Below are 23,158 nucleotides of genomic sequence, written 5' to 3' on the forward strand. Positions count from 1 at the left end.
AAGCTTATTTCTTATAAATAACATTTTACCTAAAATGCTAATTCAGCGTTAGCTGGCAAGGCTTATACAGGATCAGTACGATTAAATTCCCTAATAAAAAAATGATAATAATAGCCATTATTTATCTTCAATTTTTGAAATATTATCAGACAAGTTTTTATCTAATCTAGTGTAATCTGGATCAATCATTACATAGCCAGGTTTATCTTCGACAATCAAGGTGATAGTCGAGTTAGTTTGATTAATTAACTGGTTTGTAATAGATAATGCCTTTGCACTCCTACGTCCTGGGTATGCGCGGTATAATGCAATTTGTATTGACTCATCTATGCCTATCTCACTGACCAGTCCATCCTTATCTGTTGATAATCGTAATGCTTTAACATCGATCACAACCTCATAACGGCCATCAGGAAGCTCGCTAACAACCGCTTTATTAATAGCTAAATCGTATTCAATAACCTTAGTTAACCAATCTTGAATAAGGCCTTTTTGCAAGTTATTGGCGATATCTAATATTGCGCTGAGTAAATCATCAGTTGTGGCACTTAAAGTTAATTTGTGACTATCGATTAACTGTTTAAAGGCAGTATTAAGTTTTTGCTCTCCTAACAATTCTTTTAAGGCTGTAAATACCACCGGTCCTTTACCATAAGTAAGATAACGTTCATGGTCTGCATCGATTACGCCAACTTCAGCAGTACGAGCATAAGCACGTCCTGAAAAATAACGACGTTGAGTATATTTTGTTAATTGGCGAGCCATGTTATTTCCATACATTTTTTCTAATATCACCGCTTCCATATACTTGGTTAACGATTCAACTAATACACCTTCACCTTGGGTGATTTTAGGGGCTAATTTTTCTCCCCACCACTGATGCATCACTTCATGAATGGTATTTCGAGCTGTGTTATTAATGTCCGCACCATCATTATAATCTTCGATGTATAAACTTTCCGACAAAGCGACAATGCCCGATGTAGCTTTGCCACCAAAAGGATGATATTCAGGTACTTCAAGGATACGTAAACTGTCAAACGCATAAGGCCCAAGGTTTGCTGTTGCGTAGTCAAGTGTTGCTTTAGTTGCACGTAACATTTCATCGATATTTATCCCATGTTCAGGATGAAAATACATCTCAACAACAAGTCCATTGTGCTCAATGCTCTTCGTTTCATAGATTGCTGAGATGTAGTCTACTAGTGGATATATGGCTTTTTGCATTTTGTAATGGAAATAGTTTCGGCCATCTTGTTGCCACGTTTTTATCAATTGCCCTGAAGTTACGGCTGTTTGCTCAATTGACGTTGATAGTACCGCTTCAAACGTCCTTTTTTGGGTGATGAACTTGCCTTTATCTGTGAGTTTTTTTCTGTCTGAAATACTGGTGGCTTTGGCAGTTAAACCACGATTTTCACGTTCAAATTCATCATTTATTTCAATACGTTCGATATAGCCCATCAAGGGTTCAAATCCACTGTGATTAAGATAAGAGCCGTTATTCACTATGCCTTTATTAATAGCGAAAGGCGACGATGATTGCGATAATTGATAACTCATTGCTAAGCTTTCTCCTGATAATAATGGCTTTGTTAATTGAAATAAATATACACTCCAGTTTGCAGTTGAATCGTTAAGTAATACCGTTGCCCCCGAAATTTCTATACTTTGTAGCGGTACACGTGCGGTCACAAATATTTCATGCATTGCTTCATTACCCGTATTAACCAAAAGGTAATCCGCTTTAACTGAGTAACTTTTCAGATTGGGATAAAAATCAACAGCAAGCTTCATTTCGCTCACTTGTGGAATAACTAAGCTTTGATATTGCTTATATTTATGCTCATAAATCGCTTGGTCTTCAAAACTTTTATCCCTTGCTTGGTAATCACTCTTTACAGGAATATTGACTTGAATAAAAAAACCGAAGGCCAAAAGACCGGCTAATGATGCAGGTAAATACACCTGTGTTAAGTTGGACTTTGTCTGTTTCTTTGTATCATTGTTATACGATGGTGATTTTGTTTTACCTGAAAAATCACTTGTTTTATACCACTCGCCCCTATTCCATTTAAGTACAGTCAGTCCAGCAACGATAAGTGCAAATATCCCCCAAAATCCAGCTAAGTAATGGAACTTAATGGCAAACTCTCCATACCCTACTAAATCGGAATCAATACGTAATAAACTAGGCAGTTTATTGATGTTTAAGAAAGGATGTTCAAAGCCAAAGAGTCCATTTGATATTGCTAACAGTACAATAACAATCGCACTAATCATCATGCCTAAATATTTATTGGCAAAACGACTATTGGCAATACGCGTTTGTATAAAGAAAATTAATACCGTTTGAATTAACACCGGCAGGGCGACGAAATAAAACAGTGAAAGATAATGAGAAAATTCGAAGCGGTAATAATCATTGGATATTTGAAAAATAATCGATGCAACAATATTCATCGCCACGAGAAACAATGGAATAAAAAATAATGATAATAGCTTTGCACCATAAATAGTGGCATTAGCAACAGGTGAGCTGTCAATAAAACTGTCGGCTTTAAGGAGCTTTTCTTGCCAGATTTTTTCTGCACTATAAAAAATAATAATCGCAGTAACTAATGGAGTAAAAGCTTCGGTGCTATAGCTAACTAAAAGCACTGTTGTGGGATAACGTCCAGAGAAAACACCACTACTAAAGACCCCCACTGCCATCAACATACCCACAATGGCCAAGCCAGTAACAAATATAACTAAACCTCTAAATGCCCATTGACCGACGATTTGTTTAATTTCAATGACTGACAATGTTAACAAGGCTAAAAGTTGAAATTTAAGTCCTTTAGTATCAGTAATGACTAAAGGTGCTGCAAGATGTTTTTTAAATTGAGCTGGAACAAAGCTAGGTATAGCATTGATTATTTTAGATTTATTACGTGAATTTTTTCGTTTATCACTAGACGTGTTTTCACTTGGTTGAAAATGTTGAATAACAACTTTCCCAAGATATACAAATACAGCTAATGCTATCGATAACCAAATAACCCGATTTAACAATAACGAACCCGACAAACTAAATAACTGCTCGTTTTTTTGTGCCGGTGTCCAGAATTGACTTTGTTCAAAGAAAGCACTCGTACCAAAAGGGTCTAACAAAGCAAAGATGCTGACCATGCTTGGATCTTTAAACACCATGCTTCCAGTTACCGGCGCACCGATAAACATCATTGATACCCAAAAAAAGATAAACAGTGAAATTGCCGTGATGTAAGTGGCAAAAGCATTTTGTTTTTTTAAAGTCACTGCCACTAATATACTTGTGGCAATAAGGGTATTTGGTAAAACAAAGACTAACCAAGGCCATAAATAGTGGCTCAATGTAAATTGGCTAATTTTTTCTTGGTCAAGACTAGGAGATAATATTCCCAACATTAGCCCAATGGATAAAATAGAAACAACACATAAGGTACTCATTAATACTGCGATGGTACAACTGGTAAATCGTTGCTTTATCGCCAACATACCGACAATACCGTCAAAATGATGATCTTTGTCTCTAAGTAAACTATTAACACAAAATATCATCGCGGCGAAAATGCTAAGTACCGAAGTTAGTGCGATAAAATAACTTAAACGATAAGGCGAGTTAATGTGGAGTAATTCCATCCCCTGACCTAAAACATCTGCGTTAATAACAACACCATAACTCAGTAAAGCAAGTAAAAATATAATGAAAGACGGTTGTTTAATTTGATATAAACTCTCGAAACGTAATAATTGAGTCAACATATTTAGCTCCTTAGCTACTCTTTAGTTAGCGCTGTTGTTGCTTTAAGGTATGGAAATAAGCATCTTCTAAATCGGCTTCCACAGGTGTAAAACCATGCCCAGGATTAATGTCGGATACCAGCCTGATTTGATAACAACCACTCTTCAATCGCACAGACAACAATTCATATTGTTGCTGAACCTGCTCTAATTTATTTTTTGAGATAGTTTTTCTCCAAAGCCTGTTTTGTAAAGTGCTTATTAAGGCTTGTGGTTTCCCCTGAAAACATATTTCCCCTGCATTTAAAATCGCCATTTTTGGACATAAATTATTGATATCTTCAACAATATGAGTTGATAAAAGTATGATCATTTTATCTGCAATATCAGATAAAATATTATGAAAACTATTACGCTCAGCGGGGTCTAAGCCTGCTGTAGGTTCATCAATAATTAACAATTGAGGCGAGCCGAGCAATGCTTGAGCGATACCAAATCTTTGTTTCATACCACCTGAATAGTTGGCAACCGCTTTATTTTTGTGCTCGGTGAGATTGGTTAACTCCAGTAGATAGTCTATTTGTTTTTTTCTCGTTGTTTTGTCTATTACACCTTTTAATACCGCTAAGTAATCAAGTAGTTGCACAGCAGACATTTTAGGATACACACCAAATTCTTGTGGTAAATAACCAAGGTATTTCCGAATCGCGTCAGGGTTAGCTTGGCTGTCCTCACCATTGAAAATAATATTGCCATTGTCGAAAGTTTGTAACGTTGCCAAACTCCGCATAAAGCTCGACTTACCCGCACCATTTGGACCAAGTAAACCGAACATACCGTTAGCTAATGTTAGATTGACATTATTTAGGGCTCTAAAACCATTATGATAGGTTTTACTTAATCCAGAAATTTTAAGCTGATTCTCAATACTACTGTGCTTATTTGAATCGATATTCAAGCCTGATGTTATTGCTACTGCTTCCATAGTGTTACTCCACAAGAGAAAGGTAAATTTATTTGCAACAGTTATAACCAAGCCAATAACTATTCCCTAGTGATAAATAAACTATGTGACGTACCCTAGATTTTCTTGGCCAAACACCAGTTTAAAAGGCGTAATACCGTTTGTATCGAAAAAGACTTAATTGGACATCATAATGATAGGATTGGTCAAATAGCGTGATTTTACAGAGATTTTCGACAGTAAAGTGCTCGCTTGTATTACTAAATACGTGTATTTTTAGCGCTCTTTGATAAGGTATGCGGGGTGTTGTATGAACAGTTTATTTTTGGTGTTTTTATTGGTGGGACTTTTTATTATCGACAAATTCATTTGTAAATTAATAGAGCCAAAAAATTATTCACTTAAAGAAAACCTAGTGAAAGCTAAACTAGCCTTGTTCACTCAATGTAAAAAAAATCGAGTGAGCATATTATTGGTTTCAACTACGTTTCTGGCCTTAACCATGTTTATGTTGATATTAGATGCGCGAGAAAATCGCTTACCTTTTGCCATTACACTACTTTGTTTAAATTATCTCGTTTTGATCCTATTGATAATCGCTCATAGCCCAATGTTAAAGTCAATAATAGGGGTAAATATCTCCCAAAAAGAAAGTAATACTACAAAATTAAGGATGTTTTTAATTTGGCTTAATAACCATAACATCGCGTGCAGTTATTTATTGGCATTGAATACTTTATTAGTCTTTGAAGAAGTACATATCATTGATCTATTCTATAATTTGACCATAGCTTTTTGTTACGCGCTTATGCTTTATCACATCGTACTTTTTATTAAAAAAAAGTCACAAAGCCAGCCTCAATCACTTGATTTGAAAACCCAAAAAATTTATATCCTTTATGCGAGCTTTATTGCCGTATGTTTCTTTGCATCGAACACTGTCGATAATAGTGAATACGGCACTAAGTTCCAATTAACCATATTGAGCTGGCTGATGCTTTTTCACTTGTTTTCTCATTGGGTTATAGGTCAATGGAAGTTAGTTAAACAACTACAAAACGAACGTACTGATGCCGAGTTAATGCACTTAAAAAGTCAGGTAAATCCACATTTTCTCTTTAATACTATGAACAATTTATACGGTTTGGCGTTAGAAAAGTCTGATCAAACTCCGGGTTTGATCCTCAAACTTTCAGACATGTTGCGTTATACTATTTATCAAGGTAAAAAAGATCAGGTACTACTCAAGGATGAGATCAATTACCTTAATGATTTTATTGAGTTACAGCAAATAAGATACCATAAGCCAGTAAATATAACGTTTGCTCATGAGATAGCAGATGCTGGTTTAGCTATTTCACCCTTATTATTATTAATACTGGTAGAAAATGCATATAAGCATGGCGTTGAAAAACTCACTGATGAAGCTTTTATACTTATCAAGCTTGAGGCTACAGAACAAAGCATGGTATTTGAAATAGAAAATAATTTCGATGAGAGTGAACAAAGTTGCCATACGGGTATCGGGCTACAGAATTTAACACAACGATTAAAGCTGATTTATCCTGATTCACATCAGATCGATGTCACCTCAAGACATGGTGTGCATTGTGTTCGACTAGAAGTACAATTAAAGAGCCAACATAATTATGAATAACAAAGAGATTCGCTTCATGGTCATTGATGATGAGCCTATCGCGCATCGTATCATAGAAGAATATTGTACAAACTTGCCACATTTTAAGCTGGTTAATCATAGTTATAACGCGCTGGAAGCCATGCAATTTCTCGCGACCGACAGTGTTGATTTAATGTTTCTTGATATCAATATGCCAAAATTAAGCGGCTTTGATTTTCTCAAAACGTTAACCGTCAAACCTCAGGTAATTGTTACTACGGCTTATCAAGAGTTTGCCTTAGAAGGCTTTGAATTAAATGTCAGTGATTACCTGTTAAAACCTTTCAGTTTTGAACGATTTTTAAAAGCAGTAAATAAAATACACCCTAAAAATAAGTTACCTGTGGGGGAATACCGGACTACTTCAAATTCGCAAGATAAGACTAATGCCTTAGAGCAGAGAATATTTATCAAGGGGGATAAAGCTCGTCACCAAATAGCCCTGAATGACATTCTTTATATTGAAGCTTGCGGTAACTATTGTTTGGTTTACTCTAGTGATAGCAAAATAGTTACTCATCAAAAAATATCACAGTTCGAAAAAGAGTTACCCCCATGTTTGTTTATGCGCGTACATAAATCTTTTATCATTGCTAAAAATAAAGTTAACTGTGTCAGTTCTTCACAGCTAGAAATTTCCGATGAAACTATCCCTATTGGGCAAACTTACAAAAAAATGATAACAGAATTTATTAATAAGACTAGAGAATAAATAGCTAAGTTTACCTGATACTTTAAGACTATTTCAAATATTGCATACTTTAGTTCTCAATCAACTTTAAATTTTTCATTCTACTTTTAGGGATAAAAATATCTCACTTTCTGCCCCACAACGAGTTAGAACTAACCGTTATTTTTGCCAAAAACCCGTCCTAATTTAGGCGTAAATGTATCTTCATAAATAGTCAGCTTAACCACCATAGCGGTCATATAGATTTTTTGCTGTTGTATTTTTAATCTCAATAACAGCGCTAGTAAATGTTAAAATAAGATAATAATTATTTTTTTGACTTTAATTTATTGATATTTGTAGTTGAACTATCTATCAATGACTGATTTATTTGTTACCGCAAGCATCTCAATACTCAAGCATCTTGGTAAATAGCTCCAGCTAAGTTATTGTTAGCACTGTACGTGCGAGCCTTAAGCAGATTTAATTCTCTTACGATTTTCTTTTAGTATTGCTTAATATTAGCTTCAGAGCGTTTTATCTTATTGCTGATAATATGTGATTTGATAATGTAGTCATTATTACAGGTTGTAGATTGAGGTTGCTTTTGGGCTGACGTGATAGATTTAGACATTACATCTAATATTATTAACTTTTCAGGTTCGCCATCGCCGCAAGGCATTTGACTATATTTAATTATCCCTATCAACAGTACATTTATATACTGTTCCAGCTAACGTTTTATCAACCAATATCATTGATAATATAAATAAAACCACCCTGCTCATGACTATATCCCTGTCAATTTTCAATAAGATAATATTTACAAGACTAAACACAAATAATTTAGGCGAAAAATCACCGTTAGTAACTCAAAGGCTGACGTCTGTTTTTAGCGGTGAGAATAGCAACTAAACCCGATTGAATATCACCTTGACTGGCTCCTGATGCACCACAGCGATCATTCGTCATTAAACGCAGTGCGTAAGTGAGTAAATCGCTTCTTTTCCTGTCTGCTATTGATCTCAAAGAGGGTATTAACAATTTCACCTATCCGGTACGATCCTAACTAGAATAGGCGTTAACCCGTTGAACAAATAATAGTTGGATTATAAAAGTTAATTTCAGCATCTAGTACGTTATAAACATCGGAACTAACCAAAACAGCTTTTTGACAATCAATTAAATGTTGTATCCTACTCGCGTATTTCCCCCAAGCCTGCCTGTCTTGGTTGAACGTCACATATATGCTTATAGGATGATTCTCAAAACAATTATATGCTTCTCCTGAAATACGAATGACATAATCATGGGAGCTTTCAGGAAACGTAATTACATTTCCTTCTCTTACGCTCTTGCTTTGTATTTTATTTTGATCACAATTTAATGCTGTTAGGTAGCAACCTAATTTCATTTGGTGATATTCTCGATGCTCAGTAAGCACATCACTTAACTCTATGATTTTTATTTTTTTATTAGTAATCAACATTATCTTTCTCATGAATTGAAGCAATAGCATCGTCGGCAACTTTTTTATTCACCCATTCAATAGCAATAACGCGTTGCTTAATTTTAATTATGCCGTGGCAGTTTTCAAGTAATATGATCTGACTTTTATACTCAATGAATGCACTTAATAAATGCTGCATGAGATTAAAAAAACCAGACGCTTTATACTTACTAAAATCATCATCAGGCGTTGACCAAGTGCTATAGTCAGCATCTTCCGCTATAGCGCCAAAGACAATAGTGAACTCAGCTTCCCCATAAAGAGTAAACTGCTCTAATAATTGCCGTATTCTACTGTATTCAATACTCATATCACTTTCGTTAAACATAATTTTTAACTAATTGCCTACCATGAAAACATCTTAACTCGCTGTGCGACAAAGAGTGTCGCAATAAAATATTTTTTAAGCGACACCGGTTGTCGCGAGAGTCATTATTATGTGTTATGGTAAAAAACATATTATCTAAGCTATTAAATTAAATGATTTTTTATTAATATTATAAAAAGGAGTTCACTATTAACGTCGGTATATTTTGGTTTTATAAAAACAACTTAATTGCTAAAAAAATAGCGATTGAAACTTTGGCCCCTGATGATATAGGCATGGTTGATAGTCCCTTTCAACATATAACAGAATGGGAAAATAAACACATTTACTTACCCCATTTTAAAGAACTTATCGCTAGCGAATACCAGGAACTTCCACGAGGAAGGGTCGTGTATTCTACGTTAGCAAACACAATAACCATTTATATGGATAGCTCATTATTTGCTAACGTATATAAAGAGCAATTAAAAAGTTATTTTGATTTTACTAATTGTAAAATAATCTGGAAAAAAGACAGTCACTATAAAGTTTATAACCACTAAAAAATCAATAAATTTATCTCCTAGGTAGCACCTTGTTATGTCTAAAAGTACTACATTACGTCATTTAGAGATGTTAAGAAAAATCCCTTTATCTCCAGGCAAACCCATAACGACCATTGCCTTACATCAACACCTTACAGATGAAGGGTTTAATGTGAGTAAACGCACTGTTGAAAGAGACTTAGTGAAACTGACCGATATAGGTGGGCTTTATTTAGAAGACACCGCAGAAGGTCGCGGTTGGGGCTGTATTCAAAATAACGCGAGCAAATTTAAAGGCATTCAACCAACTGAAGCGCTGATGTTGATTTTATCAGAAAAGCTGCTACTCAAAGCAATGCCTAGTGAATATACCCTTCGAGCAGAAGCACGAATAGCTGACGCTAAATGCACACTCAACTCAGACAATGCATTTAGCAAATGGCAGGAAAAATTACAGGTAATTTCAGAGGGCTATCCATTAATAAATAATAGTAGATTTATATCTGAAAGTGATCGTGAAATTATTTACGAGTGTGTGCTTTACGAAAACCAAATACAAATCGATTATCAAGCAAAAGATAAAAATACTGCGGTAAATTATTGCTTAAACCCTTTAGGAATTATCATTCGAGGACAAAGCCATTATCTAGTGGCAACTAAAAAGGATAGTCCTGAAAAACCGATGTTATTTTTATTTCATCGTATTACAAACGCTGACAAAAACCATACAAAAATGGATGCTCCACTTTCTTTTACTCTGCAAGAATATTTCGCCAAAAACCCTTCTGGTTGGTTATTAAAAGCAGGTAACAAAAGAGAAATCGTTGCACTAAAAGTAAAGGGCTTTGCACTAGATACACTTACCAACAATCAATTAGCAGATGACCAACAAATTTTACAGACTTCAACTCAATGGACGCATGTACAATTTAGCTGTATCCCAACCTATGACTTGGTTGCGTGGATATTAAAATATGGTGCGGATGTAGTGTGCGAGTTACCAACTTATCTTAAAGTTGAAGTCGTAAAAGCCTTAAAGAGCTCATTAAGTAATTATGAATACTAAAATAATGTTAAGAACCAAACAATGACTAAAAACTACAATAGGATTAAATAATAAGATGAGCAAAGAGCCTAATTTTTTTGATTACGTCACTGGTGAACTTTCACAAGATACTTTTATTTATTTATTTGTTGGTTGCTTAATTGGCTAGATTATACAGAAGTGCATGAGTTAAAAAATGCAGCAAAAGAGTTCATTTTATTACTGTGTAAGAAAAATCACCCTCGTGCAGATAAAGTAACTTTAGAATCTATTGGTAAGTTGTTATTAACAGGGAAAGGGAAAGTTTTACAGCAATATAGGAAAATAGATGTGTTTTTCGCTATTGAAATTGGTGCTAAAAGATCAGCATTTATTATCGAAGATATAACAAATACATTCCCACATTCAAACCAGCTTTAAAAATACGTTAATTTTGTAATAGATGAGCAAAAAAGAGAAGAAAGAAAAAAATATCATTATGGAATCCTTAATTGTTATGCCATATATGATTTCCTTACTGGTATGGCTACTGATAATGTAATATTTACATCATATAGATATTACATTTCGAAAATAAAAGACAATCACGATGAAATCATTAGTCAATTAACTGAAAAAGAAGGTTATAAAAAACTTAAATTTGATTTTTTTCAAGACGAATTAATAAAATATATATCAAAATAGTGCCCTAAAACCATAGGTGAGATAGCAATAACTCATGGGACAAGTAGTGGGCGACCTTCGACACTGTATCGATTTATTTTTCTAAAAGATTTTATGACAAAAAGAAAAATGAAAGTGTTTTTACCGATTTGAAAAAAGGAAAAATAAATCTATCGGTGGATATGATTACAGCTTATCTATTAGGCAATATGCTGTAATTAACAACACTAGTATACCTAAAAAATAGAGCGACTGGGCATTTATAAAAAATGATTTTCTGAAGTAGAAATTGAAACATCTGGTTTGTCATTTGGTAAGGCAGTGAAAGATAAGTCAGGGTCTAACTCAAGTGAGATTGCGGTTTTATGCTTCGATAAAAATCAGAAAAACATGCATTCTTTAAAAAGGGTCCTACCACTAGTTCATAGTAAACCTTTAGCTTTGATAAACGAACATCGACAGTTAATTCCATAATCCATTAATCTTAAGTTGTGTTGTTCTTTCTATACGGAACGCACAGTAAACTGAAATAAAGGCAAGGAGGTTCTTTATTAAGATCAGTTCATGCCTAAATTATGACTTTCAGTGGCAGCGAAAATAGCGTTCTGAGATGAAATATAAACGGCCGTTATAAACTTTAAGCAGCTGTTAAGATTAACGAGCTGCTAACTTCAGTTTAGCGCACTAAGTACATCTTAATATTATTGATAGATTCTTATATATTCTGATTTAAAGTCTTCACATAAAAGTGAATTTGATGAGCCCCTTTAAAGTAAACCTAAAAACCTATATTCCAGAAATGCAAAAAACCCGCTAATCTTTCGATTGACGGGCTTTTCTTTGTTTGGCGGTGAGATAGAGATTTGAAAGCTACTCGAAGGTTTAATGCTATAACCCCTTATTTATCTTTAACGTAATGTTTTCAGTTCAAAATGCAAAAAACCCGCTAATCTTTCGATTAACGGGTTTTTCTTTGTTTGGCGGTGAGATAGAGATTTGAACTCTAGAAGGGCTATAAACCCTTGCTGGTTTTCAAGACCAGTGCTTTCGACCACTCAGCCATCTCACCTGAATGTCTTAAAACAATTGCTTGCTTGAAGACGGTGCAGATATTAAGACCTGCAATAACATTTGTAAAGCACTAATTTTATTATTTTATCTTTATGTTCAATAAACCAGCAAGGTAACTAAAAAAACAGCTTTTTAGCTGAAAGTCAGTATATTATTCATTTAAAATCACTTTTTCTCTTTTTATATTTCAATGAGATTGACCCGCACTTAGGCAACAATGAAGATTTAAAGCGCTTCATTGATGCAGCACATAAAGAAAATATAAAAGTATTTTTTGACATTATTACTTACCATACCGCTGACGTCATTAAGTACGTTGAATGTCGTGGCGAAGATGGCTTGCAATATCTGATGAAAGAAAATGACGGTTGCCTTTATAAGTCGCTTGCTCAAATCGCTGTTGGAGATGCCTATTAGCCTATTATTCCTAAAGGACAAGAAAGTCTTAAATCTCCTGCTTGGTTAAATGACAAAAAGTACTACCACAACCAAGGTGATACCACTTACGAAGGAGAAAATTCAATATACGGTGACTTCAGTGGTTTAGACGATATTGATACAGATTCACCAGAAGTTGTTCAAGGTATGATCGATATATTCAAAAACGTGACAAGTGAATTTAAACCTGACGGTTTTAGAATTGATACCATAAAACACGTCAATATGGCGTTCTGGGCAGAATTTGCACCTGCACTGGTTAATCATGCTCAAGAGCTTGGTATTCCAGAATTCGTCATGTTTGGTGAAGTTTATAGTGGTGACAGTGAAGAATTAAGATCATTTACCACTGAAGGAAAAATGCAATCTGTACTCGACTTTTCAATGCAGTTTGCTTTGCAAGACACCCTAATTAAACAACAAGGGACAGATAAACTCGTCGAGTTATTTGAGCGCGACCATTATTATAATGACAGCGACAGCAATGCCAATCAGTTACTTAATTTTACCGGTAATCACGATATGGGGCGCTTTGCTAGCATGTTAAAAGACAGTGTTCTTAATTACAGCGAAGCAGCAATAATTCAACGCACCTTATTAGCCCCTCGCGATGGTTTACTTTCTACGTGGTGTGCCAATTGTCTATTATGGCGACGAACAAGGTTTTGTTGGAGATGTTGGTGACAAAGGAGCTCGTCAAGACATGATGCCTTCATTGGTTAATAGCTACAACGATGATGACTTGCTTGCAAATACGAAAACCACTGCTGATGACAATTTTGATGAAAATCACCTACTTTATAAAACATTTGCTAAATATGCCGATGTTTATTATCAGTATCCTGCACTAAGATTTGGTGAACAAAAAACCTTATACGCTCAAGATACACCCGGTGTGTTTGCAATATCACGTACGCTAAAAGACAGCGACACAATGGTCGTTGTCTTTAATACCGAAAAAACAGTCCAGCCAATCAAGCTAGCACTATCTGGCGCGAAAAAAGTTTATCCCGCGTCTAAATATGATGAAGTGAACCCTGATTCATTAAGTGTGCCTGCGTTGAGCTTTGCTATTTATAAAATTAAATAGCCAGTTTTATAGATAAACATTACAGATAAAGAAAAACCAAGGAAGTATGGGAGTGTCCTTGGTTTTTAATCTTTTAGTCTTTATTCATTTAACTCTATTTCTATCACTGATGTTTCACCTCCTTAGATAAATTAATGAATCAACAAACCTAAACAACACTTAATAATTATTTGCCATTTGTTTACTATTACTGTGTAGCTTAATAACGACACGTCGATCGTAAAAACTCACTTCCTTTTCACTATTTGCCACTACAGGCGCTTGCTCACCAAAAGCAAATAACTGGATACGCTCAGCTTTAACACCTTGGTCGATTAACGCATGCTTAACCGTATTAACACGGGCAATAGAAAGCGCCTGATTTACCTTTTTATTGCCTTGCATATCGGTATAACCTGATAAATCGATAAATAATGTAGGCGATTGCTGCAACATTTCAGACAGAGCAACAATTTGACTGTGATAATGCGGTTGTAAGTCACTAGAGCCGGTTGGAAACTGTAAACTCATCAATAAGTTTTCTGCTTGTAACTGACTGGCACGTTGATATTTTTTATCAACGTTTTGCTCTAAAACAGAAAGTTCTAATTGGTGATTTTGCTCAGCGCGTGCTAATTTTTGACGAAATTGTTGTACGGCAATCGAATAATCGCTTTCTTGCTTATTTATTGACGCCTGCAACTCATTTAAATTTTCTTTGTCGTTTGCAGTTTTTGCTACTAGTGAGCCAGTAACACCAACAAGAATAGCGCCAACCGGCCCACCGAAAATAGCGCCAATGACCATACCAGCACCAAAACCAATGCCTTCTTTATCACTATCAGTAAGTTGTAGTGATTCATTATCAGTAGCGGTGTTATTGTCAAAAGCATAAGCAGACTGGCTTAACGTCGGCGCGGCAATAAGGGAAGCGATTAAAAATAATTTTGCTGGGCTTAATTTACTGTTATTCGTTGTTTTGATATTAATAGTTTTCATGTGAGTTCCTAAAGTAATAAGTTGTTTGTTGTTGACGAGGTAATTAAAACAAGAAAAATAGGCGTTGAAACGACATAAAAAAGGCAAAGTAATGAGCAAATGTGGCAACAATATGGCAATTACAATAATTGCGCGCTTTTATAAAAAAACTCTTATATAGTGCCTAAAATAAGTCAATAAATAGAGTTGCTAGACATTGTTAAAACGAATTGCCATAGTTGAAGATGAAGCCGCTATTAGAGAAAACTATGCTGATGTGCTTCGCACACAAGGTTATCAAGTTCAAACCTTTGCCAACCGAGAAAGCGCCTGCCAAGCATTTGCGATAAGCTTGCCTCATTTGGTTATCCTTGATATTGGTTTAGAACAAGAATATGACGGCGGTTTTACCCTTTGCCAATGGCTTAGAAATATATCAACCACATTGCCTATTATATTTTTAACTGCTCGTGATAATGATGTTGATACCGTCTCAGGTTTGCGCATCGGCGCAGACGACTATTTAACTAAAGATATTAGCCTGCCACATTTGTCAGCGCGTATAGCCGCACTTTTTCGTCGCCAAGAAGCGCTTAAACAACCTACCCCAGAAAGTAGCTTGCTAACATTAGGGTCCTTAACTATCGATAATCAGCGTATGACTATTGTCTGGCAACAGCACAGTGTTGATTTAACCATTACTGAGTTTTGGATGGTCTTTGCTTTAGCTAAACACCCCGGACATGTTAAAAACCGTCAGCAACTGATGAAAGATTCCAACATCTACGTTGATGACAGCACGATTACTTCTCATGTCAAACGTATCCGTAAAAAATTCAACCAAATTGATAAAGACTTTAACTGCATTGAAACAGTCTATGGCATGGGCTACCGTTGGAATAAAGATGAAAAATAAGCTCCATATTCGCTTTGGTTTGCGGGCAAAATTATTACTCTTATCAAGTTTCTTATTTGCTATTCCGTGGTTTGGTTATCAATACGTATGGGAGATGGAAAAGTACTTACGTTTTGGGCAAGAGCAAACAATAATAGGTACCGCAAGAGCACTGGCGACTTCTTTACATGAGCGCCCCAACCTGTTTAATAACCAAGCGAGTTTTTTACCTGATGTTGAAAAAGGTAAAGACTTATATGGTTACCAGTTATCTCAAGCGGTAAACCTTGACGGCTTACCCAACGACTGGCCAAGCTTTCAAGAAAAATCGCATTATTATGGTGTTAACAATCAACTAGGGACACCTTTGTCGGTTGAGCAATTAACCCATCATTTCAGCGCCGCCGTTGGAAAATACGATAAATACTTATATTTTTTTATACAAGTGGTTGACGACAAGGTTATTTATCGCGACGAAAATGCTCGGGCAATAAACAGAAATGACCATCTTGAATTAGCATTCAATGATGTTAATGGTAATTTTCAACGTTTTATTATTAGCAATAAGCGTCAAGGTTGGCTTTCCGCTTATCGTATTAATGATATACAAAGCAATGAAATACTTGAATTTCCAGCATCAATAAGCTTTATTCAAGGACAATGGCGCGATACAGACCAAGGCTATAATATTGAATTTCGTATTCCATTAACCAAAATCAGTGACCGTTTAGCTTTTGCGCTTCATGATGTTGATGCACCATTAAGTGCTGCAATCACCATCATAGGAAGTGCTGACCCTAGTACTGCTGACACCTTAGGTACTATTTTAGTACCATCGCCTGAAATTGAACGTATAGTAAAAGGCATGAGTTACACACAATCGCGTATTTGGGTTGTTGACCAACATCATCGTGTGTTGGCAAAAAGCGGTGACATAACAAAAGCCAGTGGGTTATGGCAGAAAAATATCAATACCTCTGATAAAGATGACTCTTGGTATGCTTGGACACAGAAATATTTAGCCCCTGTCTTTCAACATTTACTAAATAAACCGCAAAATGATTTTATTGACCAGTTATATGACACACAAAATCTGACTGGTGAACATATTGAAGCCGCACTCGCCGGTACACCTAAATCGCAATGGCGGTTAACCACCGATAAAAAAGCAGTCATAATATCTGCCGCCTACCCTATTTACATCAGCGACAAAGTCAACGGAGCGGTGATCGTTGAGGAAACGACCAATGGTATTCTCAGTGTACGAAATAAAGCCTTAGAGAAATTATTCACGTCGATACTTGCGATTATGTTATTGGGAGCGTTAGCTTTTTTCTTTTTCGCGTCACGTATTTCAAACCGTATTCGCCAACTGCGTAATCAAGCTGAAGTCGCTATTGATGAACACGGTAGAATTAATAATGATATTGCACAAAACATGCAAATATCAAAGGCAAATGACGAAATTGGTGATTTATCGCGTAGCTTTTCAACAGCAGTAAATCGGTTAAGCCAATACAATCATTACTTAGAAAACATGTCGTCGCGACTCTCTCACGAATTACGCACACCGATAGCCATTGTTAGAACATCTTTGGAGAATTTATCTTTACAGGCATTACCTGACAGCAGTTCAGCTTATATTGACCGTGCCCAGAGTGGCATTAATCGCTTAAACAATATTTTAACCAACATGAGTGAAGCGACGCGTCTTGAGCAAATGTTGAATCAAACTGACAATGTTAGTTTTAATGTATTCGATGTATTAAATGGCTGTGTTCAAGGTTACCAGCAAATTTATCCTCATTTTGAGATTGAATATATCGCATCAGATAAAAAAGTTATTTTGGCGGGTTCTCCTGAGCATATCGCGCAATTACTCGACAAAGTAGTGACGAATGCCGTGGAATTTAGCCAAGACAATACGTTATTTATAACCACAGAAACAAAAAGTAAAGCGATAACTATTCACATTAGTAATAACGGCATACTATTACCTGAAACGATGGAACAGCGATTGTTTGATTCAATGGTGTCGATGCGTGAAACACCTCAAACCAAAGAAGATAAAACACCTCATTTAGGCTTGGGGTTATATATCGCACGGTTAATTTGTGAATTTCATCATGGCAAAATAGTGGCAAGTAACCATCATAACCCGCAAGGTGTTACGGTTTCGATCACTTTACCACTACAGAAAAAATAGTGAATGAGGGCTATTGTATAGCGAAGTATTTATTCAATGCCTAGATATTTGTGAACTTGGACTGATAAACGCCAGTTGTTTTCAATACAACTTTTGATCGCTAGCGCTGTTGCTCGTTCTTTTTGACTAATGGGCTGTAAATAAACTTGGGTATCAACAATACTATGCTCTGTTAATAACGCTTTTAAATCATCAATGTGTTGCTCGGTTGCAACGGGATGCTTTATTTCATTAGCACGTAGCATGGCTGAATTTAATATTTTGTAGCCCCCTTTCATATTTACTTTCGGTGAAACGGTCACCCAACACTGCTCAGAGACTTTAAGTTCGAAAGTCCCTGATGTTTCTAACTGACAGCTAAACCCCTTTTTTTCGAGTGCTTGACAAAGGGGGAGTAAATCAACCATAGCTGGTTCTCCACCCGTGATCACAATATGTTTTGCTTGATAACCTTTCTCGCTTATCACCGCTAAAATAGCTTCTACAGAGAGTGCAGACCACGTTTGAGACTCTACTTTTTTTGTTAACATTGCGGATGCGTTTACCTCATCATCAAGATTGATGTCCCAAGTATGTTTGGTATCACACCACGAACAGGCAACGGGGCAACCTTGTAAACGGATAAAAATCGAAGGTTGGCCAGTAAAAGCGCCTTCTCCTTGAATAGTTTCAAATAATTCATTAATTTTATATTTTACGGTCATTGGGGTTTTTGCCTGTTTATTGCTGGTGTGAATTGAAGTAAAATGTGCGACATTAATTATACCCTAAGAGACTTTAGAAATGACAAACAAAGTTGTTGTTATTTATTCTGGTGGCATGGACTCATTCACTGTACTTAATCGCGCCTTGCACGATGGAAAAGAAGTATTTGCCTTAACATTTGACTATGGCCAGCGTCATGTCAAAGAAATTGAGTATGCAAGCACCGTTTGTCAGTCACTCAACGTAAACCATAAAGTTATTGATATTTCATCAATTAATCAGCTACTTGCCGGTTCTTCATTAACTGACGATATTGATATTCCACAAGGGCATTACGAAGCTGAAAGTATGAAATCAACGGTTGTTCCTAACCGTAACATGATTTTATTGTCACTTGCAGTTGGTTATGCGGTTTCAGTCGGTGCTAGCCAAGTTTATTACGGTGCACATTCTGGCGACCATGCGATATACCCTGATTGTCGTCCTGAATTTGTGATGAAAATGAATGAAGTATGTAAAATAGCCAACTATGAGTCCGTAGAAATATTCAGCCCTTATCTTACTGTCACTAAAAGTGATATTTTAACGGATGGATTAAAAATGGGCTTGAAGTATGACAATACTTGGACATGTTATAACGGTCGTGAAAAAGCCTGTGGGCAATGTGGTGCTTGCCAAGAGCGATTAGAAGCTTTCAGTGATAATAATATGACCGATCCACTAAATTACGAATAACCACAACGGGTTGAACATGCTTTCATTCATCGTTTACAAACATCGACGTGCATGGATGTAGGCCTTGTTATTTTCTAGTACTCATTCATGACAACCTATTATGTACATAAAGATAAGACACATAAATGTGTTTTATCTTTTTTTATAGCATTAACTTGGCTAATCACAGCTTATATTTAAGCAAACAAAGCCGTATGTAGCTTTTCAACAGTTTCGTTCGCTTGCTTCTCATCCACCAAAAAACATAAATTATGTTCACTGGCGCCATGACAAATCATCCGAACATTTATGCCTGAAATTGTCTCAAAAATACTGGTTCCTACGCCATTACTGCGATGCATTTTGTTACCAATAACAGCAACTAACGATAAACCATGCTCTACCGTGACTTCACAAAGTTGCTCAAGTTCTTCAACAACGGTTGAATTTAACAGGGCTTGCGTTGACCCCGTTGGATTATCGAAAGTAAGCGCGACACTTATCTCACTCGTGGTAATTAAATCAACACTCAGCTCATGCTTGGCCAAAATACCAAAGACTTGCGCAAGAAAACCGCTTGCGTGCAACATTGCAGGGCTTTTTACGGTCACTAAGGTTTGTTCTCGTCGCAGTGCTATTGAGCGATAAATCGGACTTGATTCAACAAATTGCTGAATACGAGTCCCGCCCTTTTCTGGCTCTTTGCTTGAACCGACAAACACTGGAATATTCTGTCTCATCGCAGGAATTAACGTCGCAGGATGAAGAATTTTCGCGCCAAACGTTGCCATTTCAGCCGCTTCACCAAAACTAATTTCTTTAATCGCACGGGCCTGATCGGTTATGCGTGGATCCGTGGTAAAAATACCTACAACATCAGTCCAAATAGAAAGATTATCAGCGTGTAATGCTTCAGCTAATAGTGCAGCACTGTAATCAGAGCCACCACGACCTAATGTCGTGGTATAGGCATCTTCGTCTTGCCCGATAAAACCCTGTGTAACAACCACTTTATCAGCAAGTAGCAGAGTAAGGGATTGCTTTGCATGTGCAGATAATTGCTCAAGATCGACTACCGCTTTTCCATATTGAGCGTTGGTTTTCATGACTTGGCGAACATCAAACATTTCACCATTAACACCCACTGATTGCAGGACTTGTGCAAATATACGTGAACTCATTTGCTCGCCAAAGGACAAAATAGCATCTGATATACGTGGGCAATAATTTAGTGATTGGGCATTAGAAAACTCACTTAGCTGCTGAAGTAATTCAGCAATTTGGTCATTAAGCATTTGCTCTTGTGCTAAATGTTGGGTGATATTTAATTGAATAGCGCGAATATTGGTAATAATGTCTGTTTGTTCATGTTCTGGCACATTTTTTTGACTTAAACGAACCAATAAGTTTGTTACGCCCGAGCTTGCGGAAACGACAACCAGTTTATTACTTGGATCGTTTTTTATGATGTGAGCGCAACGCAACATCGCTTGGTGATCAGCAACACTGGTGCCACCAAATTTAGCAACGGTAAGAGGTGATAATGACATTAAGGTCTCCCTAATTAAGTCCTGATATATAAATATCAAATAACTTGTAAACTGTAAGGAAGAGCATGACTGAAGAGAAAGTGTTCATGAGTAGAGCCACTTAACTTTTCAGCCAGAAGCTCTCCACCATAAAATAATTAGGCTTTTAAAAGCACTAATTAGAGGTGACAATCCCAGGGATTCAGCCCTAGTAACCGAATAAATAACGCCACTCGCTAACTATTCTCGGCTGCAGTCTCCCTCAATAACAGTCAAAAGAATGGTGGTTCCTCGTGTTATTTACCTAGCTACAGCTCCTCTTCTGGTGTAAATACTAAACAAGTCAATTTGAGTATTTAGTCTAATATTTCACAAGCGAATTAAAACCTATATATAAAGAAAAATCAACCATCAACGTCAATATTTTGATAAATAAGCTTTCTCATAGAGAAAGCTTATGAGTAACAGAGCTTTGTTAACCGTGAAATAAACAGAAGTAACGCAAACAAGCACTTCACGAATAAATGCGCTGTAATATAGGCCTTCAATAACGCCACCTACATAGCAATACTTAGAGATTTACTTGGCCATATAACGCGTTGACGAAGAGGAATAGTTTGTTACCACGGGATAGCAAGAGCACTCATATTATTTACAGTCCAGGGATAGGGATATTTGCCAAGTTTAATTGGCGTTATTTAATAATTGAAACACCCGCAACTTCTACAACTGTTTTTGCATCCGCTCGTTCAATAACTTTTAGTAATGTGGTTTGAATGGTTTCGTCTTTTCTAGCATCAACTTTACTGGTAAATTTTTGCTCTTGAGCCGCCTCACCTTCGCCAGCGATAAAACCAACCACAACTTCACTTGCGTAATCAGCTGATTCGCCAAAATATGCCAGTGATATTTGAGGGTAACCTTGAAATCCTTTTTTAACTCTTTTTTCTATACGTTTTGTTGATTTATCTAAATTCATAGTAGGGTCCCAAAAGATATATAGCGCTGTATTAAACAACTCATTGTCATTAATTATAATGTTAAACGAAGTGAAAAAAAACTACTAGCTGATGTTATCTCACCTTTACAACAATATTTACTGGCGTATCTCCATCTTTTATTGTTGATTTTAATGTGCCTCCCCTTAGGTTGACTATAATGTAAACGCCATTACATTATTAAATGAGGCTTTAATCATCATCAGTCAATCAATCAATCAATCAATTAAGCTTGATAAAATAACACAATCATCACATTTATCTGTATATTAATATCGTTTACGTCTATATTTAAAATGACATTTGCCATCCTATTAAAGGACTTAATAAGTTTTTATCTAAAAGTGACAATAATGAAACTAAAATCGGTTTATATACGTATAACAACCTATAACCAACTCAACGGTAAATAAAATGTTTGGAATATTTAAAAAAGACCCGATCAAAAAATTAAATAAACTCTATGAAGCTAAGCTCGAGCAAGCGATGTTCTCGCAAAGAAATGGCGATATTAAGTCGTATTCAATGATCACCGCTGAAGCTGAAAAAATAGCGGTTCAAATACAAGAATTAGAACTAGAACGTTCAAAAAAATAATCGTTCGTAAGTAGATTGAAGCGGAAAGTAATATTGTTAAACATTATATATTCCGCTTCTTAATCTCAGTGTAATACTAACTCGAAATAATGTTCTTGTTTGGTAAATCCAACACGCTTTAAATATATCCCATGGTTTTCATCTGATGCCTCTACCACCAAGTGCTTAATACCCTCTAATTTTAGTTTGTTATCTTGGTGGGAAAACATAAATTTAGCCGCTTTAAAATCTCGGTCTTCTGGAATAATATAATCAAGTAGTACTTCAACCTTCCCCATATCATTCAATTGTCGATAAGCAAAGAAACCCACGGGCTTCATGTTTCTAAACACTAATAGAACATGTGCATCATCGAGTTGTTGCCACTGAAATTTTGTACATAACTGCTTGATATCTTTACCGTAGCGCTCTTTTAACAAGCTAAACAGTGGCGTTTGTACTGACTTTAATTTAACTAAATCAAACTGATCTTTTTCTTTATAAATACGCACTAAGTAGTAAATATCTACTAAAGTTATCCAACCATTTAAAATAAAAACAGGATAAGCATCAATAAAGTAGCCATAAGCACTAAAGGCAGCAGCTCCAAATAAATTTATCCAACGCAATCGTTTGATATTCGACATCATTAACGACAACGCGATTAGCACACTAGCAATATAACCAAAGACTTCTAACAAGGACATCACATCACTCTTTTAATAAAAAATTAAATGAAAAACAATTTTCTGACCATTTGGTCAGAAAAAATAGGTTTTATCTTGACACAGCAGTCAGGAAAACACAATATATCCTCATTAACTGTAGA

21 protein-coding genes, 1 tRNA gene and 1 riboswitch are annotated in these 23,158 nt (G+C 35.9%); of the genes, 11 read left to right on the forward strand and 11 right to left on the reverse strand.

The window, feature by feature from the left end; translation table 11 throughout:
• Positions 1–117: 117 nt before the first annotated feature.
• Positions 118–3,789 carry a M1 family aminopeptidase gene (locus tag H4J52_RS05075; RefSeq protein WP_182224314.1) on the reverse strand — a complete coding sequence of 1,224 codons (3,672 nt, stop codon included), beginning with the start codon at positions 3,787–3,789 and terminating at the stop codon, positions 118–120.
• Positions 3,790–3,814: 25 nt separating this feature from the next.
• Positions 3,815–4,753, reverse strand: a complete 939-nt coding sequence (locus H4J52_RS05080) for an ABC transporter ATP-binding protein (RefSeq protein WP_182181011.1) — start codon at positions 4,751–4,753, stop codon at positions 3,815–3,817.
• Positions 4,754–5,042: 289 nt separating this feature from the next.
• Here H4J52_RS05080 and H4J52_RS05085 point away from each other — a divergent pair, with 289 nt between their 5' ends.
• Together H4J52_RS05085 and H4J52_RS05090 are read left to right on the forward strand one after the other, a co-directional pair.
• Positions 5,043–6,389, forward strand: a complete 1,347-nt coding sequence (locus tag H4J52_RS05085) for a sensor histidine kinase (protein WP_182224315.1) — start codon at positions 5,043–5,045, stop codon at positions 6,387–6,389.
• Positions 6,382–7,122: a LytTR family DNA-binding domain-containing protein gene (locus tag H4J52_RS05090; protein ID WP_182224316.1), complete on the forward strand. Its 741-nt coding sequence runs from the start codon at positions 6,382–6,384 to the stop codon at positions 7,120–7,122. Before H4J52_RS05085 ends, H4J52_RS05090 begins: the two co-directional genes overlap by 8 nt.
• 822 nt (positions 7,123–7,944) lie before the next feature.
• Here H4J52_RS05090 and H4J52_RS05095 read toward each other — a convergent pair.
• Genes H4J52_RS05095 through H4J52_RS05105 form a run of 3 tightly spaced genes read right to left on the reverse strand, consistent with a single transcriptional unit; the run spans position 7,945 to position 8,918 of the window.
• On the reverse strand, positions 7,945–8,130 hold the full coding sequence (locus H4J52_RS05095) for a hypothetical protein (protein WP_182181014.1): 186 nt from the start codon (positions 8,128–8,130) through the stop codon (positions 7,945–7,947).
• Positions 8,131–8,161: 31 nt separating this feature from the next.
• Positions 8,162–8,569: a hypothetical protein gene (locus tag H4J52_RS05100; protein WP_182181015.1), complete on the reverse strand. Its 408-nt coding sequence runs from the start codon at positions 8,567–8,569 to the stop codon at positions 8,162–8,164.
• Entirely contained in the window at positions 8,556–8,918 is a 363-nt protein-coding gene (locus tag H4J52_RS05105) for a hypothetical protein (RefSeq protein WP_182207790.1), read from the reverse strand. Before H4J52_RS05105 ends, H4J52_RS05100 begins: the two co-directional genes overlap by 14 nt.
• Before the next feature lie 579 nt (positions 8,919–9,497).
• On the opposite strand from H4J52_RS05105, the gene H4J52_RS05110 reads away from it, so the two are divergent.
• A complete protein-coding gene (locus H4J52_RS05110) occupies positions 9,498–10,508 on the forward strand; it encodes a YafY family protein (RefSeq protein WP_182181017.1) in 1,011 nt (336 codons plus the stop codon).
• Positions 10,509–10,667: 159 nt separating this feature from the next.
• Complete coding sequence (locus H4J52_RS05115; RefSeq protein WP_182181018.1) at positions 10,668–10,907, forward strand: hypothetical protein; 240 nt, start codon at positions 10,668–10,670, stop codon at positions 10,905–10,907.
• 1,221 nt (positions 10,908–12,128) lie between these two features.
• On the opposite strand, the gene H4J52_RS05120 is transcribed toward H4J52_RS05115, so the two are convergent.
• Positions 12,129–12,219 (reverse strand) — tRNA-Ser (locus H4J52_RS05120).
• 197 nt (positions 12,220–12,416) lie between these two features.
• On the opposite strand from H4J52_RS05120, the gene H4J52_RS20400 reads away from it, so the two are divergent.
• Genes H4J52_RS20400 through H4J52_RS19905 form a run of 3 tightly spaced genes read left to right on the forward strand, consistent with a single transcriptional unit; the run spans position 12,417 to position 13,749 of the window.
• On the forward strand, positions 12,417–12,638 hold the full coding sequence (locus H4J52_RS20400; protein WP_404851854.1) for an alpha-amylase family glycosyl hydrolase: 222 nt from the start codon (positions 12,417–12,419) through the stop codon (positions 12,636–12,638).
• Positions 12,639–12,644: 6 nt separating this feature from the next.
• On the forward strand, positions 12,645–13,343 hold the full coding sequence (locus H4J52_RS19900) for an alpha-amylase family glycosyl hydrolase (protein WP_404851855.1): 699 nt from the start codon (positions 12,645–12,647) through the stop codon (positions 13,341–13,343).
• Positions 13,270–13,749, forward strand: coding sequence for a hypothetical protein (locus tag H4J52_RS19905; RefSeq protein ID WP_259366725.1), 480 nt, complete (start codon positions 13,270–13,272; stop codon positions 13,747–13,749). Before H4J52_RS19900 ends, H4J52_RS19905 begins: the two co-directional genes overlap by 74 nt.
• 159 nt (positions 13,750–13,908) lie before the next feature.
• On the opposite strand, the gene pdsO is transcribed toward H4J52_RS19905, so the two are convergent.
• The gene (gene pdsO, locus H4J52_RS05130) at positions 13,909–14,727 is read right to left on the reverse strand and encodes a sortase-associated OmpA-like protein PdsO (RefSeq protein ID WP_182181019.1); all 819 of its coding nucleotides are present in this window, start codon (positions 14,725–14,727) and stop codon (positions 13,909–13,911) included.
• A 196-nt stretch (positions 14,728–14,923) separates the two neighbouring features.
• On the opposite strand from pdsO, the gene pdsR reads away from it, so the two are divergent.
• Both pdsR and pdsS read left to right on the forward strand, forming a co-directional pair.
• Positions 14,924–15,622, forward strand: a complete 699-nt coding sequence (gene pdsR / locus H4J52_RS05135; RefSeq protein ID WP_182181020.1) for a proteobacterial dedicated sortase system response regulator — start codon at positions 14,924–14,926, stop codon at positions 15,620–15,622.
• Entirely contained in the window at positions 15,612–17,807 is a 2,196-nt protein-coding gene (gene pdsS, locus H4J52_RS05140) for a proteobacterial dedicated sortase system histidine kinase (RefSeq protein ID WP_182181021.1), read from the forward strand. The genes pdsR and pdsS overlap by 11 nt, the downstream gene beginning before the upstream one ends.
• 29 nt (positions 17,808–17,836) lie before the next feature.
• On the opposite strand, the gene queE is transcribed toward pdsS, so the two are convergent.
• The gene (gene queE, locus H4J52_RS05145) at positions 17,837–18,511 is read right to left on the reverse strand and encodes a 7-carboxy-7-deazaguanine synthase QueE (RefSeq protein ID WP_182224317.1); all 675 of its coding nucleotides are present in this window, start codon (positions 18,509–18,511) and stop codon (positions 17,837–17,839) included.
• 79 nt (positions 18,512–18,590) lie between these two features.
• On the opposite strand from queE, the gene queC reads away from it, so the two are divergent.
• Positions 18,591–19,247 carry a 7-cyano-7-deazaguanine synthase QueC gene (gene queC, locus H4J52_RS05150; protein WP_182181023.1) on the forward strand — a complete coding sequence of 219 codons (657 nt, stop codon included), beginning with the start codon at positions 18,591–18,593 and terminating at the stop codon, positions 19,245–19,247.
• Between the two features lie 176 nt (positions 19,248–19,423).
• On the opposite strand, the gene lysC is transcribed toward queC, so the two are convergent.
• Together lysC and H4J52_RS05160 are read right to left on the reverse strand one after the other, a co-directional pair.
• Positions 19,424–20,776, reverse strand: coding sequence for a lysine-sensitive aspartokinase 3 (gene lysC, locus H4J52_RS05155; RefSeq protein ID WP_182224318.1), 1,353 nt, complete (start codon positions 20,774–20,776; stop codon positions 19,424–19,426).
• Positions 20,777–20,884: 108 nt separating this feature from the next.
• A riboswitch (Lysine riboswitch) is annotated at positions 20,885–21,085 on the reverse strand.
• A gap of 364 nt (positions 21,086–21,449) precedes the next feature.
• Positions 21,450–21,734, reverse strand: coding sequence for a hypothetical protein (locus H4J52_RS05160; RefSeq protein WP_182181025.1), 285 nt, complete (start codon positions 21,732–21,734; stop codon positions 21,450–21,452).
• A gap of 433 nt (positions 21,735–22,167) precedes the next feature.
• Here H4J52_RS05160 and H4J52_RS05165 point away from each other — a divergent pair, with 433 nt between their 5' ends.
• The gene (locus H4J52_RS05165) at positions 22,168–22,350 is read left to right on the forward strand and encodes a DUF6435 family protein (RefSeq protein WP_182181026.1); all 183 of its coding nucleotides are present in this window, start codon (positions 22,168–22,170) and stop codon (positions 22,348–22,350) included.
• 65 nt (positions 22,351–22,415) lie between these two features.
• On the opposite strand, the gene H4J52_RS05170 is transcribed toward H4J52_RS05165, so the two are convergent.
• A complete protein-coding gene (locus H4J52_RS05170; RefSeq protein ID WP_182224319.1) occupies positions 22,416–23,036 on the reverse strand; it encodes a hypothetical protein in 621 nt (206 codons plus the stop codon).
• Positions 23,037–23,158: the final 122 nt, after the last annotated feature.

It is taken from the genome of Colwellia sp. MB02u-14 (assembly GCF_014076915.1).
Lineage (GTDB): Bacteria > Pseudomonadota > Gammaproteobacteria > Enterobacterales > Alteromonadaceae > Colwellia_A.

What these genes read in the sequence shown, in the direction of transcription:
- H4J52_RS05085 (WP_182224315.1), top strand. Translation starts at nt 5,043, where the DNA reads ATGAACAGTTTATTTTTGGTGTTTTTATTGGTGGGACTTTTTATTATC.
- H4J52_RS05110 (WP_182181017.1), top strand. Translation starts at nt 9,498, where the DNA reads ATGTCTAAAAGTACTACATTACGTCATTTAGAGATGTTAAGAAAAATC.
- queE (WP_182224317.1), bottom strand. Translation starts at nt 18,511, where the DNA reads ATGACCGTAAAATATAAAATTAATGAATTATTTGAAACTATTCAAGGA.
- lysC (WP_182224318.1), bottom strand. Translation starts at nt 20,776, where the DNA reads ATGTCATTATCACCTCTTACCGTTGCTAAATTTGGTGGCACCAGTGTT.
- H4J52_RS05075 (WP_182224314.1), bottom strand. Translation starts at nt 3,789, where the DNA reads ATGTTGACTCAATTATTACGTTTCGAGAGTTTATATCAAATTAAACAA.
- H4J52_RS05165 (WP_182181026.1), top strand. Translation starts at nt 22,168, where the DNA reads ATGTTTGGAATATTTAAAAAAGACCCGATCAAAAAATTAAATAAACTC.
- H4J52_RS05090 (WP_182224316.1), top strand. Translation starts at nt 6,382, where the DNA reads ATGAATAACAAAGAGATTCGCTTCATGGTCATTGATGATGAGCCTATC.
- queC (WP_182181023.1), top strand. Translation starts at nt 18,591, where the DNA reads ATGACAAACAAAGTTGTTGTTATTTATTCTGGTGGCATGGACTCATTC.
- pdsS (WP_182181021.1), top strand. Translation starts at nt 15,612, where the DNA reads ATGAAAAATAAGCTCCATATTCGCTTTGGTTTGCGGGCAAAATTATTA.
- H4J52_RS05105 (WP_182207790.1), bottom strand. Translation starts at nt 8,918, where the DNA reads ATGTTTAACGAAAGTGATATGAGTATTGAATACAGTAGAATACGGCAA.
- H4J52_RS05160 (WP_182181025.1), bottom strand. Translation starts at nt 21,734, where the DNA reads ATGAATTTAGATAAATCAACAAAACGTATAGAAAAAAGAGTTAAAAAA.
- H4J52_RS19905 (WP_259366725.1), top strand. Translation starts at nt 13,270, where the DNA reads ATGGTTTACTTTCTACGTGGTGTGCCAATTGTCTATTATGGCGACGAA.
- H4J52_RS05170 (WP_182224319.1), bottom strand. Translation starts at nt 23,036, where the DNA reads ATGTCCTTGTTAGAAGTCTTTGGTTATATTGCTAGTGTGCTAATCGCG.
- H4J52_RS05080 (WP_182181011.1), bottom strand. Translation starts at nt 4,753, where the DNA reads ATGGAAGCAGTAGCAATAACATCAGGCTTGAATATCGATTCAAATAAG.
- pdsO (WP_182181019.1), bottom strand. Translation starts at nt 14,727, where the DNA reads ATGAAAACTATTAATATCAAAACAACGAATAACAGTAAATTAAGCCCA.
- H4J52_RS05100 (WP_182181015.1), bottom strand. Translation starts at nt 8,569, where the DNA reads ATGTTGATTACTAATAAAAAAATAAAAATCATAGAGTTAAGTGATGTG.